Genomic DNA, 18,432 nt, shown 5'->3' with positions numbered 1-18,432 from the left:
CGTACCTCCACTATTAATATCTAATTTTTATTTTATTATTTCCGGGCAACTGTATTTCAACTGTTGGGCCTCCCGTTTCACTACCGGGTCGATAAATAACAGAATTGCCATCACTATCTATCCCTTGTTTACCTGGACCGTATTTTGTATTTATATCTTTTACATCTTTTAAATCCAAGTTATTAAAATCTTCTTGGGCTTTTTGGTCACCCCCACCTTTTTCATAATTCTTACTTTTGCCTTTTTTCTCTGTTGTATCCTTTGCTCCCTCTAAAAGTTTATCACGTTCTTTCTGGGCTTTTGTTTTCTCTTTAGCTCCACTATCTCCCTTACTCTTCTCCGCCTCTTCCCATTTCTTCTGTGCCTTTTCTACGTCCTCTTCAGACTCGCCTGCCTCTATCGGATTCATCCACCAGACGGTTACGGCTACCACTCCTCCAACTATCACATGTGCGGACCCTGACGCCCGTACGGCCCCGCTCACGACTGCTGCCTTCCCGGAGTTCCACAGCAGATTCCCGACTGCTGATCCGACCAGTACGCCCGCACTTGCCCCGCCTTTCTGCTTCTTGGCTTTCTCCGCTGTCGTGCAGCTCTTTGCCTCATACCTGGCCACCAGCTTGCTGCCTATCCGTACCACGTTGCGCACCGCTTCGCCAAGCCCCATCTGGCTGCTGCGCCCACGGTTCTTCAGATATGCCGAATAGCCTCCGTATTCCGGTCCGGCATAGATGCTTCCGTATCCGCTCTTCCTGTTCTGTGCCTTGCCCACCGTATAGGACTTCCTGCTGCTCTTTACCTTTGGCTTCGGCTTGATTCCATAGTATGCCTTGACCTTGTCGGCTGTTTTGGCAATCTTTTTTGCCACGTTGCTCAGGAAGCCGTGGCCGCTTGGGTCTTTCATGTTCACCGGGTCGTTTCCAGCATAGGTGTACCGGTTCTGCGTCACAGGCTCCAGCAGCTTTCCAAGCTCGCTGTCTTCTGTCAGGAAGCTGCCTGTCTGGGGATTGTAATATCTCGCCCGGAGATACTGGTTTCCGGTCAGGGCATCTGTGTACTCTCCGTTAAATGTATATGGGTTGTCCGTCTCTGCGCTTGCCGATGCCTCCCCATATACATCATAGCTATAAGATAACATATTCGTGCCCTGTCTGCCAGTCAGGTTTGCGACCGATCCTCTGCCATCGTACATGTAATACTCCGTCTTATTTTCTTTCTCCCTGCTCAGACGCTGGCTCCCATACTCGTATACTGCTTTGATGTTTCCTGATGTTCCATACTCTATCAACGACTCCGCGTATTCACGATTCACGTCATTGATATACATGGTCGCCTCATATGTATCCCAGTCTCTTTCCTCTATGCCATAGGGTATCAGTACTGTATCGTACAATTCCTCCTTCCTTTCTTCCCCTGTCTCTGGCAATGTGTCTGTCTTTTCAGGCTCCGGCAGCACTTTTACCGGGTTCTTTACAATTCCTTCTTCATCCGGTTCATCGCCGAGAATATGGACATGCACCCAGCCTGAAATTTTATCCCAATAGCGATGGAGAGCGTCACTGACAGAGAAATCTGTGACAGAGAATCCCTGGGACAGGTTCTGGAAGAAGCCGTAGCAGAATCCAACCTTCTCTTCGCTTTCGGATTCACCGTCCGCCAGATTCAACCTCTTGCCAGAGCGCCCTGATTCAGCGTCCTTGCCCTCCTCCGGGACGTCATTATCCATTTCCTTTTCACTTCCTATGCTGCCCTTTTTAAAGACCGGCTCATTTTCTGACACTATTTTGCGGTTCACGACAAAGATCCGGTTACCGTCTCCGTCATAAAGAGCTGATTGGAGCAGGCTTCTGTTATCTTTTACAGCGCGCAGGCGGTTCTCTGTGTCGTAGCTGTAAGTCAGAATCTCTTCATCCGGTCCAAGTTCCCGTATCAGGTTCCCGTCCATATCATACTCATATGTCGTTATTCCTGCCTTACTGTCACGACTATCCAGAAGCTGGTTCACCGGGCTGAAACGGTTCTCTTTTACAGACTGTTCCAGATGCTTGCCGGCATTCTCTGCACTACGGGTGATACGCACTTTATTTCCTGCCTTATCATATCCATACGTTATCGTTTCGCTCACCGCACCAGAAGCGACTGCACTTTGAAGTTCTCCCCTTTCATTATATCCGTACTCCCACTTTGTCGTGTTGCCGTCCTGCCGGATAATTTCTATCAATATGTTACCACTCAAATCATACATATAGCTATATGCAGATATGACTTTTCCATTGACGTCAAGATTTTCTATACCCGTCAACTGATTCAGCTCATCATAAGTCACGACAGATTCCGTACCGTTTGGACGTTTTATATGAGTCATACAGCCTGACGCGTCATACTTGTATGATGTCTTCTCCCCACTGCGGTCTGTGACAGCAGTAAGGCAATCCAGCTTATCATACGTGTAAGCCACGCTGCTGCCATCGGGATATATGATTTCATTGATATTCCCATAATCGTCATAATGGTATAGGATGATACTTTCGTCTCCACCTTTCACACCGGTAATCCTGCCTGCATCATCATATGTATACACAGAGCTTCCTGCCAGATTCTTCATACTTACCCTTCTGCCATCCTGGTCATAGGCAAAAAGAACTTCTCCTTCATCTTCCTCAGAATATTCTTTCATTGTCAGTTCATCCAGCTTGTTATACTCATACTGTATCGTCCGGCCGGATGCTCTCTTCACCTGTGATAATCTGCCGTTATCATCGTACTTATATGATTCTTTCTGTCCAAGCGCATTCGTCTGAGACGTCATCTGGTCGAGAAGATTATAAGCATATCTGGTGGTATACCCATTGCCGTCCGTGCGGGATACAAGATTATCCCGTCCGTCATACACATACCGAACAGATGCTGCTTCTTCTGTTCCCACACCGACTGCTGCCTCTATGAGACGGTCAGATCGGTCGTAAGCATAAGCGGCTTTCCTCCCGCTTCCGTCCGTCAGCCCGGTCAGATTCCCATTGCCGTCATAAGCAAGCCTTACTTCTCCCCCTTTTGCATCGATGATTTCCGTCAGATTACTGTTTTTATCGTATTCATAACCTGTCTTATGGCCTGCAGCATCCGTCTCTTCCTCGATACGGTTCATGGCATCATATAGATAGTCCGTCGTCTCGCCAAGAGGGTTCGTCTCTGAAGTTTTGTTCCCCGCCTTGTCATACGTATAAGTCGTAATGCGTCTGTCTTTTTTTCCAGCACTTGGATTCTTTCCTCCATATTCCTCCATGTGCTTCAGATTTCCCGCCGCATCATACGCAAGTTCCGTAACCTTTCCGGCTGGTTCTGTTACTTTCCGGATTCTGTCCAAGGCGTCATATTCATATCCGGTCGTATTTCCGAGCGGCGTCACGATGCTGTTCAGGTTACCATGCTCGTCATACGTGTAGGATGTCTTCTGATTCAGAGGATTGCTTGTCTGGGTCAGACGGTGCATCTTATCATAAGCATACTTTACGGTTCTGCCGGATTGGTCGGCCTCACGAACCAGATTGCCGGACCGGTCGTATGTATAAGTCTTCTCCCCGTTCTCCGGCGCCTTCATCTGCGTTATCCGTCCGAGCGCATCGTATGCATAGCCATAGACTGCCTTCCCTGGAAGTGTCCGCTTCACGAGCTGGTCATAGCGGTCATATTCAAAAGTAGTCACATCTCCTTCCGGCGTCCTTTCTTCCAGCACATTTCCATGTGTATCATACTTATAAGTATAGCTCCCTCCCTCCGGCATCGTCTTTTCCGTAACACGGCCCATACAGTCATAGGCATAGGATGTGACGGCCCCCTCCATATCCGTATAGGACGAAAGGCTGCCCGTGCTGTCGTATAAATAGGACGTTCTGCCTCCCTCGGCTGACACAGAGGCCAGAATCCGTCCAATCTCATCATATTCCATCGTAGTAAGATTACCGTTGGCATCTGTCTGCCCGATGACATGCCCGGCCGCGTCATAATCGTATATCTCCGTGCCTCCCTTTGCATCTGTAACGGTCAGCAGATTTCCCGTTTTATCATACGTATAGCTTGTCTCCCCGCCTGACGGATCCTTCTCTGTTAAGAGCCTCCCCGCCTCGTCATACGCATACTCTTCAACGCGCCCTCCTTCTTCTTTCCTGATAAGCTGGCTTTTTTTATCATATGTGTATAAGATGGACTTTCCTTCGGCATCTGTTATGGAGCTTACGTTGCCCATGACATCATAGGTATAGGATGTCTCATTGCCATCGGATTCCGTCAGCCTGACAAGGTTGCCGTATTTATCATAGGTATAAGCCGTCGTCTGTCCAAGCGCATCCGTCTCTGTGAGGATATGGCCGGCCACATCGTATGTATATTCGCTTTTGCCTCCGTTGTTGTCCCATTGCTTCGTCACATTGCCGTTTACATCATAGGCGTACTCTACGGTTAGTCCTTCACTGTCCTCTTCCTTTACAATTTGGTTCAACCTGTTATATGTATATAACGTCCTGCCTCCGTCTGGCGCTACTATGGACGTATAATTGCCATTGGCATCATATGTTATCTCATAACTGCTGCCGGCAGCATTCGTCACTTTAACCGGCAGGCCCTGCACGTTGTATTCATATGCAGTTTTTCTCCCTGAGGCGTCTGTGACGGCCGTCAGTTCTTCGTTCTCGTTATAATCGTAGACCGTTCGGTACCCGAGACTGTCTGTGACAGCAGATAGACGGTTGTAAACGTTATATTCTGTCTTTATCGTATTTCCTTTGCCGTCCGTCTCAGAGGTGAGATTCCCGTTGCCGTCATAACTCCAGATTGTCTCCGCCCCCGTGGCATCTGTCTTCTTAACGGGACGGCCTGCTCCGTCATACTCGTAGTGCGTCTCATTGCCAAGCAGATCTGTCTCACACACGATGTTGCCTGCTCCGTCATAGTCATATCTTTCCGTACCACCATTCGGATAATGGATCCTTGTCAGGCGGCCTGTAGCATCATAATCGAAGGAAGCTGTCACACCTTCCTTGTCTATCTCTGTAAGATTGCCTGCCGCGTCATAAGAGCTCTTGATTACGAGACCATTCACTTCCGTACGCTTTATCTCCTGGCCGAACGCATCGTATTCATATGTCTCTTTCGTACCGTCCGGATATTGCTGTACGAGAAGCCTGCCATCCGACGAATATTCATATGTAATAGATGCGCCGCTTTCATCCGTGTCGGATGCTTTTTTACCGGATACGTAATCATATGTGTAATACATGCTGCTGCCCTTAGCATCTGTCTCTTTTATGACATTGCCAATTGCATCATACTCATACGTAATCGTATTTCCCGCCCCATCACTTTCGCTTGTCAGCCGGTTCCTGCTGTCATATGTCTTGTCCGCCACCTTACCTTTTGCATCCGTTTCCCTGATACAGTTGCCGTTTCCATCATATGCATACGAAAACGAACTTCCTTCTCCATCACTTCCGGATACGAGATTGCCGAGACCGTCATATACGAAAGTTGTCATATTCCCATTGGCATCTTCCGAGGCGATTGCCTGTCCATTTGCATCCAGCATATAAGTTACGGTATTTCCCGCGCCGTCTGTCTCCCGGATTATCCGCCCCTCAACGTCATAACCTGTCAGCACAGTATGCCCGTTCCCGTCAGTCTTTCCAGTCACTTGCCCCATAGCATTATAGGTAAATGACGTCCTGCTGCCAAGCGGATCTGTTATGCTTTTAAGCCACGCCCCTTCATAAGCATAACGGGTCGTATTCCCAATTGCATCTGTCCGGGAAGTGATACGGCCTCTGCTGTCATAGGTACAAGATTCCACTTCTGTGCCTGCCTTCTTGACCGTTGTCAGATTGCCAGCTTTGTCATAACTGTATTCCGTCTTTGTTCCGCCGTAATCCGTCTCACTGAGCAGATGTTGCTTCCCATCATACATATACGTTCTGACAGTTCCGTCATAGAGCGTCTCTTTCGTTATATTCCCGTCGGCATCGTATGCGTAGCTAACCGCATGCCCCATTTCGTCAGTCTCCTGCACGAGCCGGTTCTCGTCATATACTTTTTTCTCTTTTGTCCCATCTGCATGGAGAACAGACGTAGTGCGGAACTGGTCGTCATACGTATAGACTGTTCTATTTCCGTTGCCATCTACAGCGACCGTCTTCCCTTCATCATAGGTGAGAACCACTTCATATCCGTTGGCATCCTTCTGTCGGATGACCCGGCCCTCGCTGTCATAAACATTAGTGGTAATGCAATTATCTTTTCCGTCATACCATGCAGTCATGCAGTGCATATCATCGTACTCATAACGTGTAACCGACCCGCATGCGTCCGTGTAACGAATGAGGTTGTCATCATCGTCATAAGCGTAGGACAGTTTTCCCCCGTTTGGAAGCGCAATTTGAGCCACCTTGCCGTCCTCTGTCATTGCGAATCCGTATACGCTCCCGGCCGGAGACGTCACAGCGGTAAGATTATAGTTCTTATCGTAGGACAGTACAGTAGCATTGCCCTTTTCATCCGTTAACTTTGTCATGCTGCCAAAGCAGTCGAACCGCCGCACTACGTTATCTGTATCTGTTATCTCATATTCGTATACCGGATACTTGACTTTACCTGTACCAAAGTCATACTCTTTCTCTCTTGTCTTAATTCGCTTTAAATCGTAATCATAGCCTTCCGGACAACTATAGACTCCTTCCTCTGTCTCCGCAAAATACAGGGAGCTGCCGTCTCCCCGTGTATATATAAGCGTACCGTCCTCCATTTTGGACAGATATTCGCCGTAAGAGAACTGCCATCCCCGTCCGAACGGGCTTATATATGAGGCACCTTTGGAGTTATAATTCCTTTCTACGGAAAACTCTCCTGCAAAGTCCGGAACAGATGCATCCGTATGTGTCAGATAAAAATTACCTGTATTCAGATTCACAGGTTCAAATCCGAATTCACAATGAAGCCCTCTTCCCATAAGCTGAGCATCTATCTGTGCCTTTGCTTTGTCATCCAGAGGCGGAGGATTGTAAGGCTTCTCGGCGTTCTTCTTTGGATTGCGGATGAACAGCGTATTGTTAGCCGTAAGCAGCATATCCTGTACCCGATTGTCAAAACTAATCTGGCTGAGGGGTATCCCATAATAGCTTGCGATTTTCGGCAACGTGTCATACTGCTTCACCTTATATACTGTGAATCTGTCAGATGATGATTTTTGTCCTGTCTTTCCGTTCTTTGCAGCAGAAGCCTCTATCTGGTACAAGACATTATAGTCCGGATCCACAAATGGATATACCGTCTGCCAGTTCCCCTGCTTGTCCCGGTATCTTGTGGTAGTCTTTGAAAAAGCTCCTTCGAACGCTTCACTGTTCGGATATCGCTTTGTATGTCCCGCCGATACATTGGCACCATACTTTTTAGAAGTATCATTCAATTGGTACGTAACTACGGATTCCGGTGTCGCAAGCCCGTCTGCAAACACACCCTGGAAGGCCAGTCTGCCACTCATGTCACAATCAATCATGGAGCGCAGGTTCACCGTCGTCTTATCAAGGGAGTACGCTGGGTCTACGGGATTCGGATATACCCAGTTAATCTCGATATAAGGCTTCTTGTCAGGCGTAAATGTAGGCTGGACGGAACTGTTGGAGTCCGGGGTGAAAAATGCCGCTCCCCACTGTGTCTCGTCCTGCGCCATCACCATCAGGCCGTACGAAGGCGCGATACCTGTCGACCAGTCGTTCACACTTTGGCGGATATCAAAGCTCTTCCAACCATTTCCTGCTCTTACCGTGGCATTTTCTCCGGCAATTTCCCTGCCGATACCGACAGAATTCTCCCATGAGATTGACGCAGGGGTCCAGTTCTGTTTCAGCCGGTAACAGGCATAAGTTGCAGAACTTGCATAGGCAGAATACTCATACATGTGAAGATACGCACTCTGTACAACCGCCTCCTCCGGTATGAGCTTCTTCATATTATAGTTGAGCTGGAAGAACATCCGTGTCTTGCCCAGATCACCACCCTTTACTCCCGTCACCGCTTCACTGGCATATCCTACGTATCCAAACGCAGAAGCTGCATATTTACCTGTCTTGCTCGTAGTTGTCACGACGGACAGCTTTTCAGCAGGAATTGTGATGGTAGGGTCTATCTTGACCGGATATACTCTTTCTTCAGATGCCAGCCATTCTTCATCTCCTGTCACTGTAAGGACATACCGTCCGCCGGTCTCCTCAAGCTCCATTACGATTCCTGCACTTCCAGACCCTGACGCATCAGTCATTAACGGCGCCGTAAGGTAAAAAAGCACTTCCCTGTCCGGCGCTTTAACTCCTCGTTTCCAGACAGCTATTACGTTGTTTTCCAGAGCAGCTTCATATTCTTCTGTGGAGAAAGCATAGGAAAAACTATGACATGCTTCTTTTTCTCTCAGAATAATATCTTCCTTTACACTGTCACCTCTTACGGTATACTGTATATCTACGTTCTCCGACACATCATTGTATAAGACTGCATTCCCCAGTACAGACGGCCTGCTATAGTCTCCATCCTGCGGAAGAAGCTCTAACTGTTCTCCATTCCCCGCCGTAAGTACAATCCCATTGTTCTCTGTCATTTTAGCCGGAAGCATGATATTCATACTGTTTGCTTTGTTCGTATAGTATGTGGTATCTGTTCGTTCTGTACCCCGGCTGCGGCGGCTCTGCTGTTTTTCTATGAGGGTATTGTCAATCTCCTTAAGCTCTCCCTTTTCATTCCGGTACAAATTCGGTTCCGTCGTGCTGATAAACTTGTAGCTGCCTGTATCCGTCTGAAAGACTTTTCCATATTCAAACATTTCTACCGGGGCGCCGTAACGGGCTTCCAGTTCATCCATCCGTTCATCTTCCAGTTCAGGCTGACGGATGACATCCTGTCCCATCTTTTCATTGCCAGGAAGTGTTTCCTCTGCTTTTCCTGCTTCGGTGTCCGCTTCCGCTTTTCTTTCGGCATACACGTCCGGATTGTCCGGATTTTTATCGTTATCCCTTGCATCACCGGCCCTGTTCTCTTCGATATATTCCTGCTGCTGCCTCTTAATCTCTTCCTTCTGCTGTTCCTCTTTCCACTCAGCCATCTCCTCCTCTGCTTTATCCCGAATCTCTCCGGCAAGTACGAGCACATCCCCGGACAGGACAAGTGATAGAATCATTGCTATAGCCAGGAGGCGCCTCATACATCTTCGGACACTACAATTGCTCAGCTGCTTCATCACCCGCGCCTCCTTTCCTAAATTCACGGTAGACATACCGCCACAGGGCATATGTCACAGCTGCGGAAAGTACAATCCTGAAAGCCAGTGCTGCCAGACTCGTCCCCATCCATTTCAACGCCACCTGTACTATCGTATATACTGCACAGGCCGCAGACGCTTTCGGCATGACAGCTCTAAGTCCCCTCTCGATGCCGGTAATGATATAGAGAAGCAGAATCAATGCACCTGCACGGATTGGCACCTGTATAATCATGCACATGACATCTGACACCGCCTTAATCTGTGCGTTTTCCAGACTGGTCAACCGTCCCATCGCCCATGTGAGCCCGCCAGCCGGCAGGCTCAGCAGAAGCTGGAGAACAAGATAACCTCCTCCCAGGAAACAAAGTCCTCTGGCAGAATCTTTGACAGCTCTCTTCGGCAATACTATAAATACCGCTGCTCCCATGAGTCCGGCTCCTGCCAGATACAGGCTGACGACGATTAAGCCGGAAGACAGAGCAGACTCGCTGTCTGCTATCCGGCTCAGCAGACCATAGGCCATGCAGTGGTTTCCCACACTCCAGAGCAGTAGCCCTGCTGTCATACATAGTTTTTTCTTATTCATGATGCATTTCCTCCTCATACCGTCATGTTATGGATGCAGGCGTTTGTATTCCTGTAATGCATAGCTGTCCGTCATCCCGGCTATAAAGTCCGTTATATTGCGTACGAGTATCTTTCTCTTCTCAAACCGTACGAATTCGTCTTCAGGCAGGTCTATCTCATCCTCCAGCCCTATCTCACCTTCAACGATAGATTGTATCTCTTCCTTCACGATACCAATATTGCCAGTCCCAAGATGGATGGCACTCTCTCTGACCGAGGCATCCTCATGCTGCAGCATATGGCTGTATATCCTCTGCAGCGTCCCCTTGTGGAGCAGCCGCGGATTCCGATAGTAATCCTGAAATAGCGCATAGATGATCTTGTTCCCGGTGTGGTCGAATCTTGCAACTTCCGCACTGGATATCACCCTCCTGTTGATGATCTGTTCCAGATATCTGCACACGTCCCAGTCGGCTTTTGACAGCGTGACGATCTCTTTGTCGATGCTGCCGTCTGCCGGCCTTTCATACTCCTCCATCCTATCCCTGCTGTAGCAGATCGCACCATTGATAAAGTAGTGGACTATCGCCGATACCATCCTGCCTGCCATCAATTCTCTGTCCGATATGTATGTACGTTCGTATGTATCGAACATGGCCTTCTCTTCCCGCAGCTCTTCCCGTATCGCATGATACTTATCCAGATCCAGATGTGCAATCAGCTCTTCCACCGTAATCAGCCCTGAGGAGATTGCATCGTCAACGTCATGCCCTCTCTGGGCAATCTCGTCCGCCAGTGCTACCGCCTGTCCTTCGAGGGTGGAACAGATATAATATCCTTTCTTCCTGCTTGTGAAGCGCTCTTCCAGTTTCAGGTGCGCAACGGTCTCTTTATCGGCAAAGTCGCTGATGCTTATCTCTTCTTTCAGCTTCGTATGCTTCAATACCCCTTCCATCACCTGGCAGCTGATGTTCAATCCTTCATGGGCCACATATTTCTCTTCCAGTTTGTTTAAGACACGCAGCCCCTGGTAATTATGCTTGAATCCGCCGAAACAGCCTGTCCTGCAAGCTATTCCATCATCCGGGAACTCGATGCACGGAAGCGTTCCGGATAAGATCGCCTGCAGCGTCCTCTCTCCCTGATGTCCGAACGGCGTATGCCCGAGGTCGTGCCCGAGCGCTATCGCCTCCGTCAGGTCCAGATTCAGACCAAGCGCATACGCAATGGCTTTGGCAATCTGGTTTACTTCCAACGTGTGTGTCATCCGTGTGCGGTAGTGGTCACCTTTTTGGGCACCGAATATCTGCGCTTTGTCCACCAGCCTGCGGAACGCCTTGCTGTTGACGATCCGTTCCCTGTCCCTCTGGAATGCCGCCCGGTCTCTGTCCGCCTTAATGCGATACCTCCTGACACATTCGTTCTGATGGCAGGCCAGCTCGTGCAGCTCATAAGGCATCTCCTCTTCAGTACCGTCCTGCACGAATTCTTCCTCTTCCTTCTCTCCCTTTGCCTTTCCACTGTTAATCAGCAGATCTTCAAAAGCCCGGATCAATTCTGTAAAATGGTTGATCATGACATAACTGCAGCTTTCATAGTCAGCTTTCAGGTCCAGGTCTAACTTGTCCAAAAGGTTATGAATCATGTTCGAATCTTCAAGATGCAGGAGCATCTTATATGTTATCGTCATGCTTTCCTCTTTGGAATCCACCTCGCAGTAGCCCGCATACAGCTCCTGATTACAGAATCTCCCGTTCTCTTCCTCGTAGCAGATCATGGCCACGATCCCTTCCGTACCATCACGTTCCCCATCGTACTTATCTTTAAAATTCTCGTAGTTCAGCCCATACAGCGTATATTCATTTTCCCTTTCTCTTTCATAGCTTTCCTCTGCCTTATTCAGAATCGCAGCAGCCCCTTTCTTGTTATCCGCATTCTTCTTCAGCTTGATTACATACAACGTGTTCTTCATCTTTCTCCTCCTTTTTCGTCCGCAGAATGTCGAGCTTCGTCCTCTAATATAAAAAAAGCCACAGAACTCGAAGTCCTGTGACATTTTTTACCCTCTTATATTGTCGAAATCTGTACCATTTCATACTAATACCGCCTGCGTGCTTTTACCTATTATAGCATTTAACACATGATACATCCACCATAATATTATAATCAGCTACGCATCCATCTTATTTTGCTTCTTCTTACAGACGCTCGATAACATGCGGTGCCGTCTCTGCCTGAATCCTCTTCCACAGGCTTTTGACAAAAGAGAAGCTTGCCCATACCGCAAATGCATATCCGATGACCAGATCCTTTATGACCCCGCCGCGGACTTCTTCCACGCCGAGGAAGTCCGGAATCATCTGGAATGCTTCTGTCGGCGTGATCCAATAGTCAGCCTTGAGCTCCCGGTAAATGGTTATGCCTAAGGACGCACATTCGGCCGCCGCTATTGCCAGCAATGAGAATATGACACAGAGGATGATTCCCTTCTTCGATACGGTGCCCCCTGCCTTTTCATATCCCTTTACGCTTCCATATACGATCGCATATCCTGCAAGGCCGGCGATAAAGCCGAACTGGCCGATCACAATCCAAAGGGCAGAGCCGAGGACTGCTCCTAAGAGAGCTCCGAGTACGCCAAGCGGAAGATGCTCTCTTCTTCTCCTGCTGCCATCGGTCTGAATCATACCTTCTGCAATCCCGGCATAGCAGCTGCTGCACAGTGGTTCGCTGTGGCTGTCGACCGCGGATATGTCAAGCTGTTCCGTGGACCCACAGACGGCACAGCAGCTATATATCTGCAAGTCCGCACATTTTGCCGTTATATCTTCTAGCAGATGCGTCAGGTTATCCCTGTCCCACTCCTCTTGCGACGCTATATTTACAGTGATGGCATTCTTCATGTTGTATCCTGCATAGTTCACGAAAGGATAGGTCTCTTCCAGGGATTTCACATATGCCAGAAACTGATCCTTATATGTACTCCTCTCCACATCAAGGTATAGCGTTATCTTGTACTGCGCACTCTGCTCCAGCGGAATCACGATTACGGCCGCTCCATTGACAAAGCCGTGTATCACATTATGGGGCCGGCTGACCGCAAGACCGTCCGGCACTACCTTGTCCAGATTCATGTTCTCATCCTCCTGTATTATATGCTGCCTTTATCCAGCTCCTACCGCCTCATCCCGAGCAGATAATCCACGAACTGCTGGGCGGTCCTTCCTGACAGACCGCCGTGGCTCAGCTCCCACCTGTTTGCTTCAAGCAGCAGCTCATCCTCCGGCATATCGATTCCATTACGAAGTGCTATCTGCCTTACGATCTCCTGGAATTCCTTCTTCTCCGGACGGCCGAAGTAGATTGTCACTCCGAATCTGGCCACAAGAGACAGCTTCTCCTGCACCGTATCGTTCGTGTGCAGCTCTTCATCCCGGTCCGCCTTATCCTTGAATGTCTCACGGATCAGATGCCTCCGGTTTGAGGTGGCGTATATGAGCACGTTATCCGGCTTGCGCTCCAGACCTCCTTCGATGACGGCTTTCAGATACTTATACTCTATCTCAAATTCTTCAAAGGAGAGGTCGTCCATATAGATGATGAACTTATAATTGCGGTTCTTTATCTGTGCGATGACGTCATTCAGGTCCTGGAACTGATGCTTGTATATCTCTATCATCCTCAGGCCCTGGTCATAATACTGGTTGAGGATGGCCTTGATGGATGAGGACTTGCCGGTGCCCGCGTCTCCATATAGGAGGCAGTTGTTGGCACGCCGTCCTTCCACGAATGCCTGCGTATTATCTGTCAGCTTCTTTTTAGCGATATCATACCCGACAAGGTCATCCAGATAGACATGGGCAATCTTTGTAATCGGCACAATCTCGGCGCCTTCCGCCGTATGTTCGACGCGGAATGCTTTGTGAAGGCCAAGCTTGCCTACGCCGAACTCCTTGTAGAACTGGGTTACCGTATGTTTGAATTCCCTGCTGCCGGAGACATCGGCCAGCGCTTTTCCCAGACCGCATATGCGGCTGCTGATTCTCGTGTTGAACACATTCCCATGTTCTTCGCCAAGTCCTCTGTAATCCCTTACGAATGCCAGGCAGCCTGCTCCCAGCTCCTTTTCCAGCAATGTGAAGTCATAGTCGAACAGCTCTTTGAATATCGCAAAGTCATGCAGGGCCGCATCGTTGATGCTGCCTTCTACTTCGCCGACAATCTCACAGGACGTGCTGTACGCGTTTTCATCGCTGGCAAGCAGATACGTGAGGTAATCATGCCACAGGTTGCCCTCGAAGCCATGGCTGGCAGCCAGCTCCAGGAGCGCATTCACCACATCGAACAGAAGGCTTCTCATATCTTCTTTGTTGTAATATTCATTGTCATAATTCTCCATAAGGAACGTCATATCATCAAGAATCTGCTGCTGTTCCATATGTTTGTAGAGGATCAATTCATTTGTTCTCATCTCTTTCCTGCTCCTTGCCTAATAATTGCCGAGGATCTTGAGGCTCCGGCTTTCTTCCCTCAGTCCACGGATTGCATTCTTAACCGCTCCGTCGCTTAAGCTGCCCTCAAAATCTACGAAAAAGCGGTATTCCCACGAACGCCCCTCTACCGGTCTTGACTCGATCTTCGTCATATTCAGGTCATTATAGATAAAATGAGACAGCAGATGATACAAGGAACCGCTCTCATGCGCAACCTCAAAGCAGATGCTGATCTTATCCGCATCTTTGCGGAATATCTTCTGGTTCGTTACGACGATGAATCTTGTAAAATTATTTTTCTCATCATTGATTCCGTCCACCAGGACAGAAAGGCCGTGTACCTTAGCCGCATACGCGCTGCAAACCGCAGCCTGCGTCCGGTCCGCGTCCTCCAGGATCTTTTTGGCCGCGATTGCCGTATTCACGACACTGATCTGCTGCCAGTCGGCATGGTCATCCAGGAAACGGGACGTCTGCATGAGCGCCTCTGCCTTGGAATAGACACGCTGTATATCCGCAAGCTCCGTCCCTGGCAGTCCCGCCAACGTGTGTGTTACCGGAAGGATCGTCTCCCCTACGATATAATTCTCGAATTCCACGAGCAGATCATACATCTCGTTCACCGCTCCCGCCGAAGAGTTCTCAATCGGAAGCACGGCGTAGTCGGCAGAGCCTTCTTCTATCGCCTCCATGGCATCCCGGAACGTCCTCACATGAAAGCAGTTGCAGCCTTCTCCAAAATATTGCTGCATGGCTGCCTGCCCGTACGCACCCTCCACGCCCTGGAATACGACACGCGCCGTGCTCTTGTCAAGAGACGCAACCTCTATGAACGGCAGGCGGCCAAGTGCGCCCGCCTTCACAAGCTGCTGGTACTGCAGCTTCCTGCTCATGGACATGAGCTGCTGATAGAGCTCCTGTATCCCTTTCTTATTGAAGTCGCTGCTGACCTTGGCGGCCACGTCTGCCAGCTTGTTCTTTTCCCTCTGACGGTCGAATACCTTCTTTCCTTTCTCGATCTTATACTCGCCGACCTGTTCGCATATGTTCATGCGTCTTTCATACAGTTCCACAATCTGTGCGTCTATCTCATCCAGCTGTTCCCTCAGTTCTGTCAACTCTGCCATATCCATCTATCTCCTTCTTGCAAACTAATCTGTATTATAATACATTTTGTGCATAAAATCTACTGCCCTTTGGCATACTTACAACGTATGAAACATAATTTTCTCTCCTGTGGAACGGCGGGCTGGTGTATGGAGATCCTATTCACCGGCCTCCATTCCTATAAAGAAAAGAATCCCACGCTGATGGGCAGCACGTCGATCTGGATGTTCCCGATATACGGGATGGCCAGTTTCCTCTCGCCCGTCTGCAAAGTCCTGAAAGGCAAAAGCCCGGTCCTTAGAGGAGGTGTATACACATGCTGTATCTTTATCGGAGAATATATCACCGGGTCTGTTTTGCGCAGGATCGATGCCTGTCCGTGGGATTACAGCAAGGCTCCTATGAACATCAACGGCCTCGTCCGCCTCGATTATGCGCCTTTCTGGTTCGGCGCCGGACTGCTGTTTGAAAAAATCCTGTCCAGAAGTTGAAAATCTTTCGTATTTATTATATGATATATGAAAGATTTTCAATATGGGAGGATTATGATATGAATACCAAGGAATGCATCATGACACGAAGAAGCATCCGCAGGTTCAAGCCGGAACGTGTGGAACATTCTCTGTTAGAATCTCTTATATCTACCGCATCCTATTCGCCGTCCTGGAAGAATAGCCAGATTACCCGTTATATCGCAGTCGAAGATCCTTCAATTCTTGATACTATCGCCACTCATTTTACCCCGGAATTTAATTCCAAGATTGTAAAGCAGGCACCAATGCTTATTGCAGTTACTTTTGTAAAAGGTATCTGTGGTTTTGAGCGCGACGGTTCTTATACGACAGATAAGGAAGACCGCTGGCAGATGTTCGATACAGGTATCGCATGCCAGTCCTTCTGTCTAGCCGCTCATGAGGCGGGGCTTGGAACGGTGATTATGGGAATCTGGGACGGTCACGGTATCAGCGGACTGCTGCATATACCTCAGGAGGAGGAGCTTGCCGCCTTGATTGCCGTCGGCTGGCCTGATATCGAACCGGCTGTACCCAGAAGAAAATCTGTGGAAGAATTATTGACATATGTATAAGGAGGTTTTTATGAGACATTTGATGAGTCCACTGGATTTCTCAGTGGAAGAGTTGGATAAACTGATGGATGTGGCTAATGATATAGAGGCCAATCCGGAAAAATATGCGCATGCATGTGAGGGGAAGAAGCTTGCCACTTTGTTCTATGAGCCAAGCACAAGGACAAGGCTGAGCCATGAGGCTGCCATGCTGAATCTGGGCGGCAGCATCCTGGGGTTCTCTACCGCCGATTCCAGCTCTGCCGCTAAGGGGGAAAGCGTGTCAGATACGATCCGTACCATATCATGTTATGCTGACATATGCGCCATGCGCCATCCGAAGGAAGGCGCGCCTATGGTAGCGTGCCGCCACTCTTCCATCCCTGTAATCAACGCAGGAGACGGGGGACACCAGCACCCGACCCAGACGTTGACAGACCTGCTTACCATCCGCTCTTTAAAGGGGCATCTCTCCGGCATGACCATCGGGCTCTGCGGGGATCTGAAGTTCGGACGCACCGTCCACTCGCTTATCCATGCACTTGTCCGATATACGGGAATCAGATTCATCCTGATATCCCCGGAAGAGCTGAGGCTGCCTGGCTACATACGCAATGATGTTCTGGATGCCAAAGATGTACCGTATGAAGAAGTGGTCCGTCTTGAAGATGCTCTTCCCAAACTGGATATCTTGTACATGACACGTGTACAGAAGGAGCGCTTCTTCAATGAGGAAGACTATGTCCGTATGAAGGATTTCTACATCCTGGATGCGAAGAAGATGGAGCTGGCTCCGGACAATATGTTCGTCCTCCATCCGCTTCCGAGAGTGAACGAAATCTCTGTAGAAGTAGACAGCGACCCAAGGGCCGCTTATTTCAGACAGATGCAGTATGGCGTCTACGTGCGGATGGCTCTCATACTTACATTACTGGAAATTGAAGTTTAGGAGGAATTGTAATGGTTGAAAATACATTAAATGTAGGCAGCATATCGGAAGGTTTCGTACTGGACCATATCCAGGCGGGAAGAAGCATGGATATCTATAAGCACCTGAAGCTGGATAAGCTGGACTGCTGTGTCGCTATCATCAAGAATGCGCGCAGCAGCAAGATGGGGAGGAAAGATATCATCAAGATCGAATGTCCGATAGATTTCATAGATCTGGATATCCTCGGCTTTATAGATCACAATATCACGATCAATATCATCAAGGATCAGAAGATCGTGGACAAGAAAGCATTAAAGCTTCCGAAAGAGATTACAAACGTCATCCGATGCAAGAATCCGCGCTGTATCACTTCCATCGAGCAGGAGCTGGACCACATCTTTGTCCTGACAGACCCGGAAAAGGAAATCTACCGATGCAAATACTGCGAAGAGAAATACGACGAGCGTTAGAAATGTGGGTTTAAGTAAACTAGACGCCGATGGGGAGGTATGGGCATCTGCTCCGATGCGTCCGGGAACTGCGACTATCACACAGATTCCTAACCCTGTGGACTGTTCGCCGATAGCGGCTCTCATCCCACAAGCCAAGGAATCTGGTGAGGATTCTCCGTCCCTCCCGCTTATACCTTCGCATCTGTCCCATACCTCCCCATCGGCTATCTACTTTACTGGCATGGGCGGGGGCGACTGTGTAACACGATTGGCTGATGGAAGTGCTTTGTTTGTGTAAGTATAGTGATAGAGGGCTAAGCAAGCTAAGCCCTTTGTCGAAAAGAAATCCTAATACAAGAAGAGCCGGAACCAGGCAGGGGATGTTATCTCAACATCCCCGTACCTGATTCCGGCTCTTCTTGCAGCAACGGCGTGTACGCCTCGCCGCAAATGTTAACAACGAACAAACTCGCCAGCCTGATTCATCTGGACTAGCAAAACTCTTATCATTCATCTGCTCTTTG

At 48.9% G+C, this 18,432-nt stretch carries 11 protein-coding genes; 5 read left to right on the top strand and 6 right to left on the bottom strand.

Translation table 11 applies throughout. The annotated features are described in order from the left end of the window. Nucleotides 1-13 precede the first annotated feature (13 nt). The 6 genes from HJV72_RS00055 to HJV72_RS00030 all read right to left on the bottom strand — a co-directional run bounded on the left by HJV72_RS00055 (nt 14) and on the right by HJV72_RS00030 (nt 15,479). Nucleotides 14-9,268 carry an RHS repeat-associated core domain-containing protein gene (locus HJV72_RS00055; RefSeq protein WP_208067705.1) on the bottom strand — a complete coding sequence of 3,085 codons (9,255 nt, stop codon included), beginning with the start codon at nt 9,266-9,268 and terminating at the stop codon, nt 14-16. Next, a complete protein-coding gene (locus HJV72_RS00050) occupies nt 9,246-9,878 on the bottom strand; it encodes a hypothetical protein (RefSeq protein WP_208067704.1) in 633 nt (210 codons plus the stop codon). The genes HJV72_RS00055 and HJV72_RS00050 overlap by 23 nt, the downstream gene beginning before the upstream one ends. Before the next feature lie 27 nt (nt 9,879-9,905). Continuing rightward, a complete protein-coding gene (locus HJV72_RS00045) occupies nt 9,906-11,831 on the bottom strand; it encodes a deoxyguanosinetriphosphate triphosphohydrolase family protein (RefSeq protein WP_208067703.1) in 1,926 nt (641 codons plus the stop codon). Nucleotides 11,832-12,057: 226 nt separating this feature from the next. After that, a complete protein-coding gene (locus HJV72_RS00040) occupies nt 12,058-12,993 on the bottom strand; it encodes a hypothetical protein (protein WP_208067702.1) in 936 nt (311 codons plus the stop codon). 41 nt (nt 12,994-13,034) lie between these two features. Next, nucleotides 13,035-14,330 carry an ATP-binding protein gene (locus HJV72_RS00035; protein WP_208067701.1) on the bottom strand — a complete coding sequence of 432 codons (1,296 nt, stop codon included), beginning with the start codon at nt 14,328-14,330 and terminating at the stop codon, nt 13,035-13,037. 18 nt (nt 14,331-14,348) lie between these two features. Further along, nucleotides 14,349-15,479 carry a bifunctional chorismate mutase/prephenate dehydratase gene (locus tag HJV72_RS00030; RefSeq protein WP_066575333.1) on the bottom strand — a complete coding sequence of 377 codons (1,131 nt, stop codon included), beginning with the start codon at nt 15,477-15,479 and terminating at the stop codon, nt 14,349-14,351. 87 nt (nt 15,480-15,566) lie between these two features. Here HJV72_RS00030 and HJV72_RS00025 point away from each other — a divergent pair, with 87 nt between their 5' ends. Genes HJV72_RS00025 through HJV72_RS00005 form a run of 5 tightly spaced genes read left to right on the top strand, consistent with a single transcriptional unit; the run spans nt 15,567 to nt 18,206 of the window. Then, on the top strand, nt 15,567-15,950 hold the full coding sequence (locus HJV72_RS00025; protein WP_208067700.1) for a putative ABC transporter permease: 384 nt from the start codon (nt 15,567-15,569) through the stop codon (nt 15,948-15,950). Nucleotides 15,951-16,009: 59 nt separating this feature from the next. Continuing rightward, nucleotides 16,010-16,546, top strand: a complete 537-nt coding sequence (locus HJV72_RS00020) for a nitroreductase family protein (RefSeq protein WP_208067699.1) — start codon at nt 16,010-16,012, stop codon at nt 16,544-16,546. A 10-nt stretch (nt 16,547-16,556) separates the two neighbouring features. Then, complete coding sequence (gene pyrB / locus HJV72_RS00015) at nt 16,557-17,474, top strand: aspartate carbamoyltransferase (protein ID WP_066575321.1); 918 nt, start codon at nt 16,557-16,559, stop codon at nt 17,472-17,474. Between the two features lie 11 nt (nt 17,475-17,485). After that, the gene (locus HJV72_RS00010; protein ID WP_066575319.1) at nt 17,486-17,926 is read left to right on the top strand and encodes an aspartate carbamoyltransferase regulatory subunit; all 441 of its coding nucleotides are present in this window, start codon (nt 17,486-17,488) and stop codon (nt 17,924-17,926) included. A gap of 4 nt (nt 17,927-17,930) precedes the next feature. After that, nucleotides 17,931-18,206, top strand: coding sequence for a hypothetical protein (locus tag HJV72_RS00005; RefSeq protein ID WP_208067698.1), 276 nt, complete (start codon nt 17,931-17,933; stop codon nt 18,204-18,206). Nucleotides 18,207-18,432 lie beyond the last annotated feature (226 nt).

The organism is Extibacter sp. GGCC_0201, assembly GCF_017566055.1.
GTDB lineage: Bacteria > Bacillota > Clostridia > Lachnospirales > Lachnospiraceae > Extibacter.
This window is presented reverse-complemented; position numbering and strand designations above follow the sequence as displayed.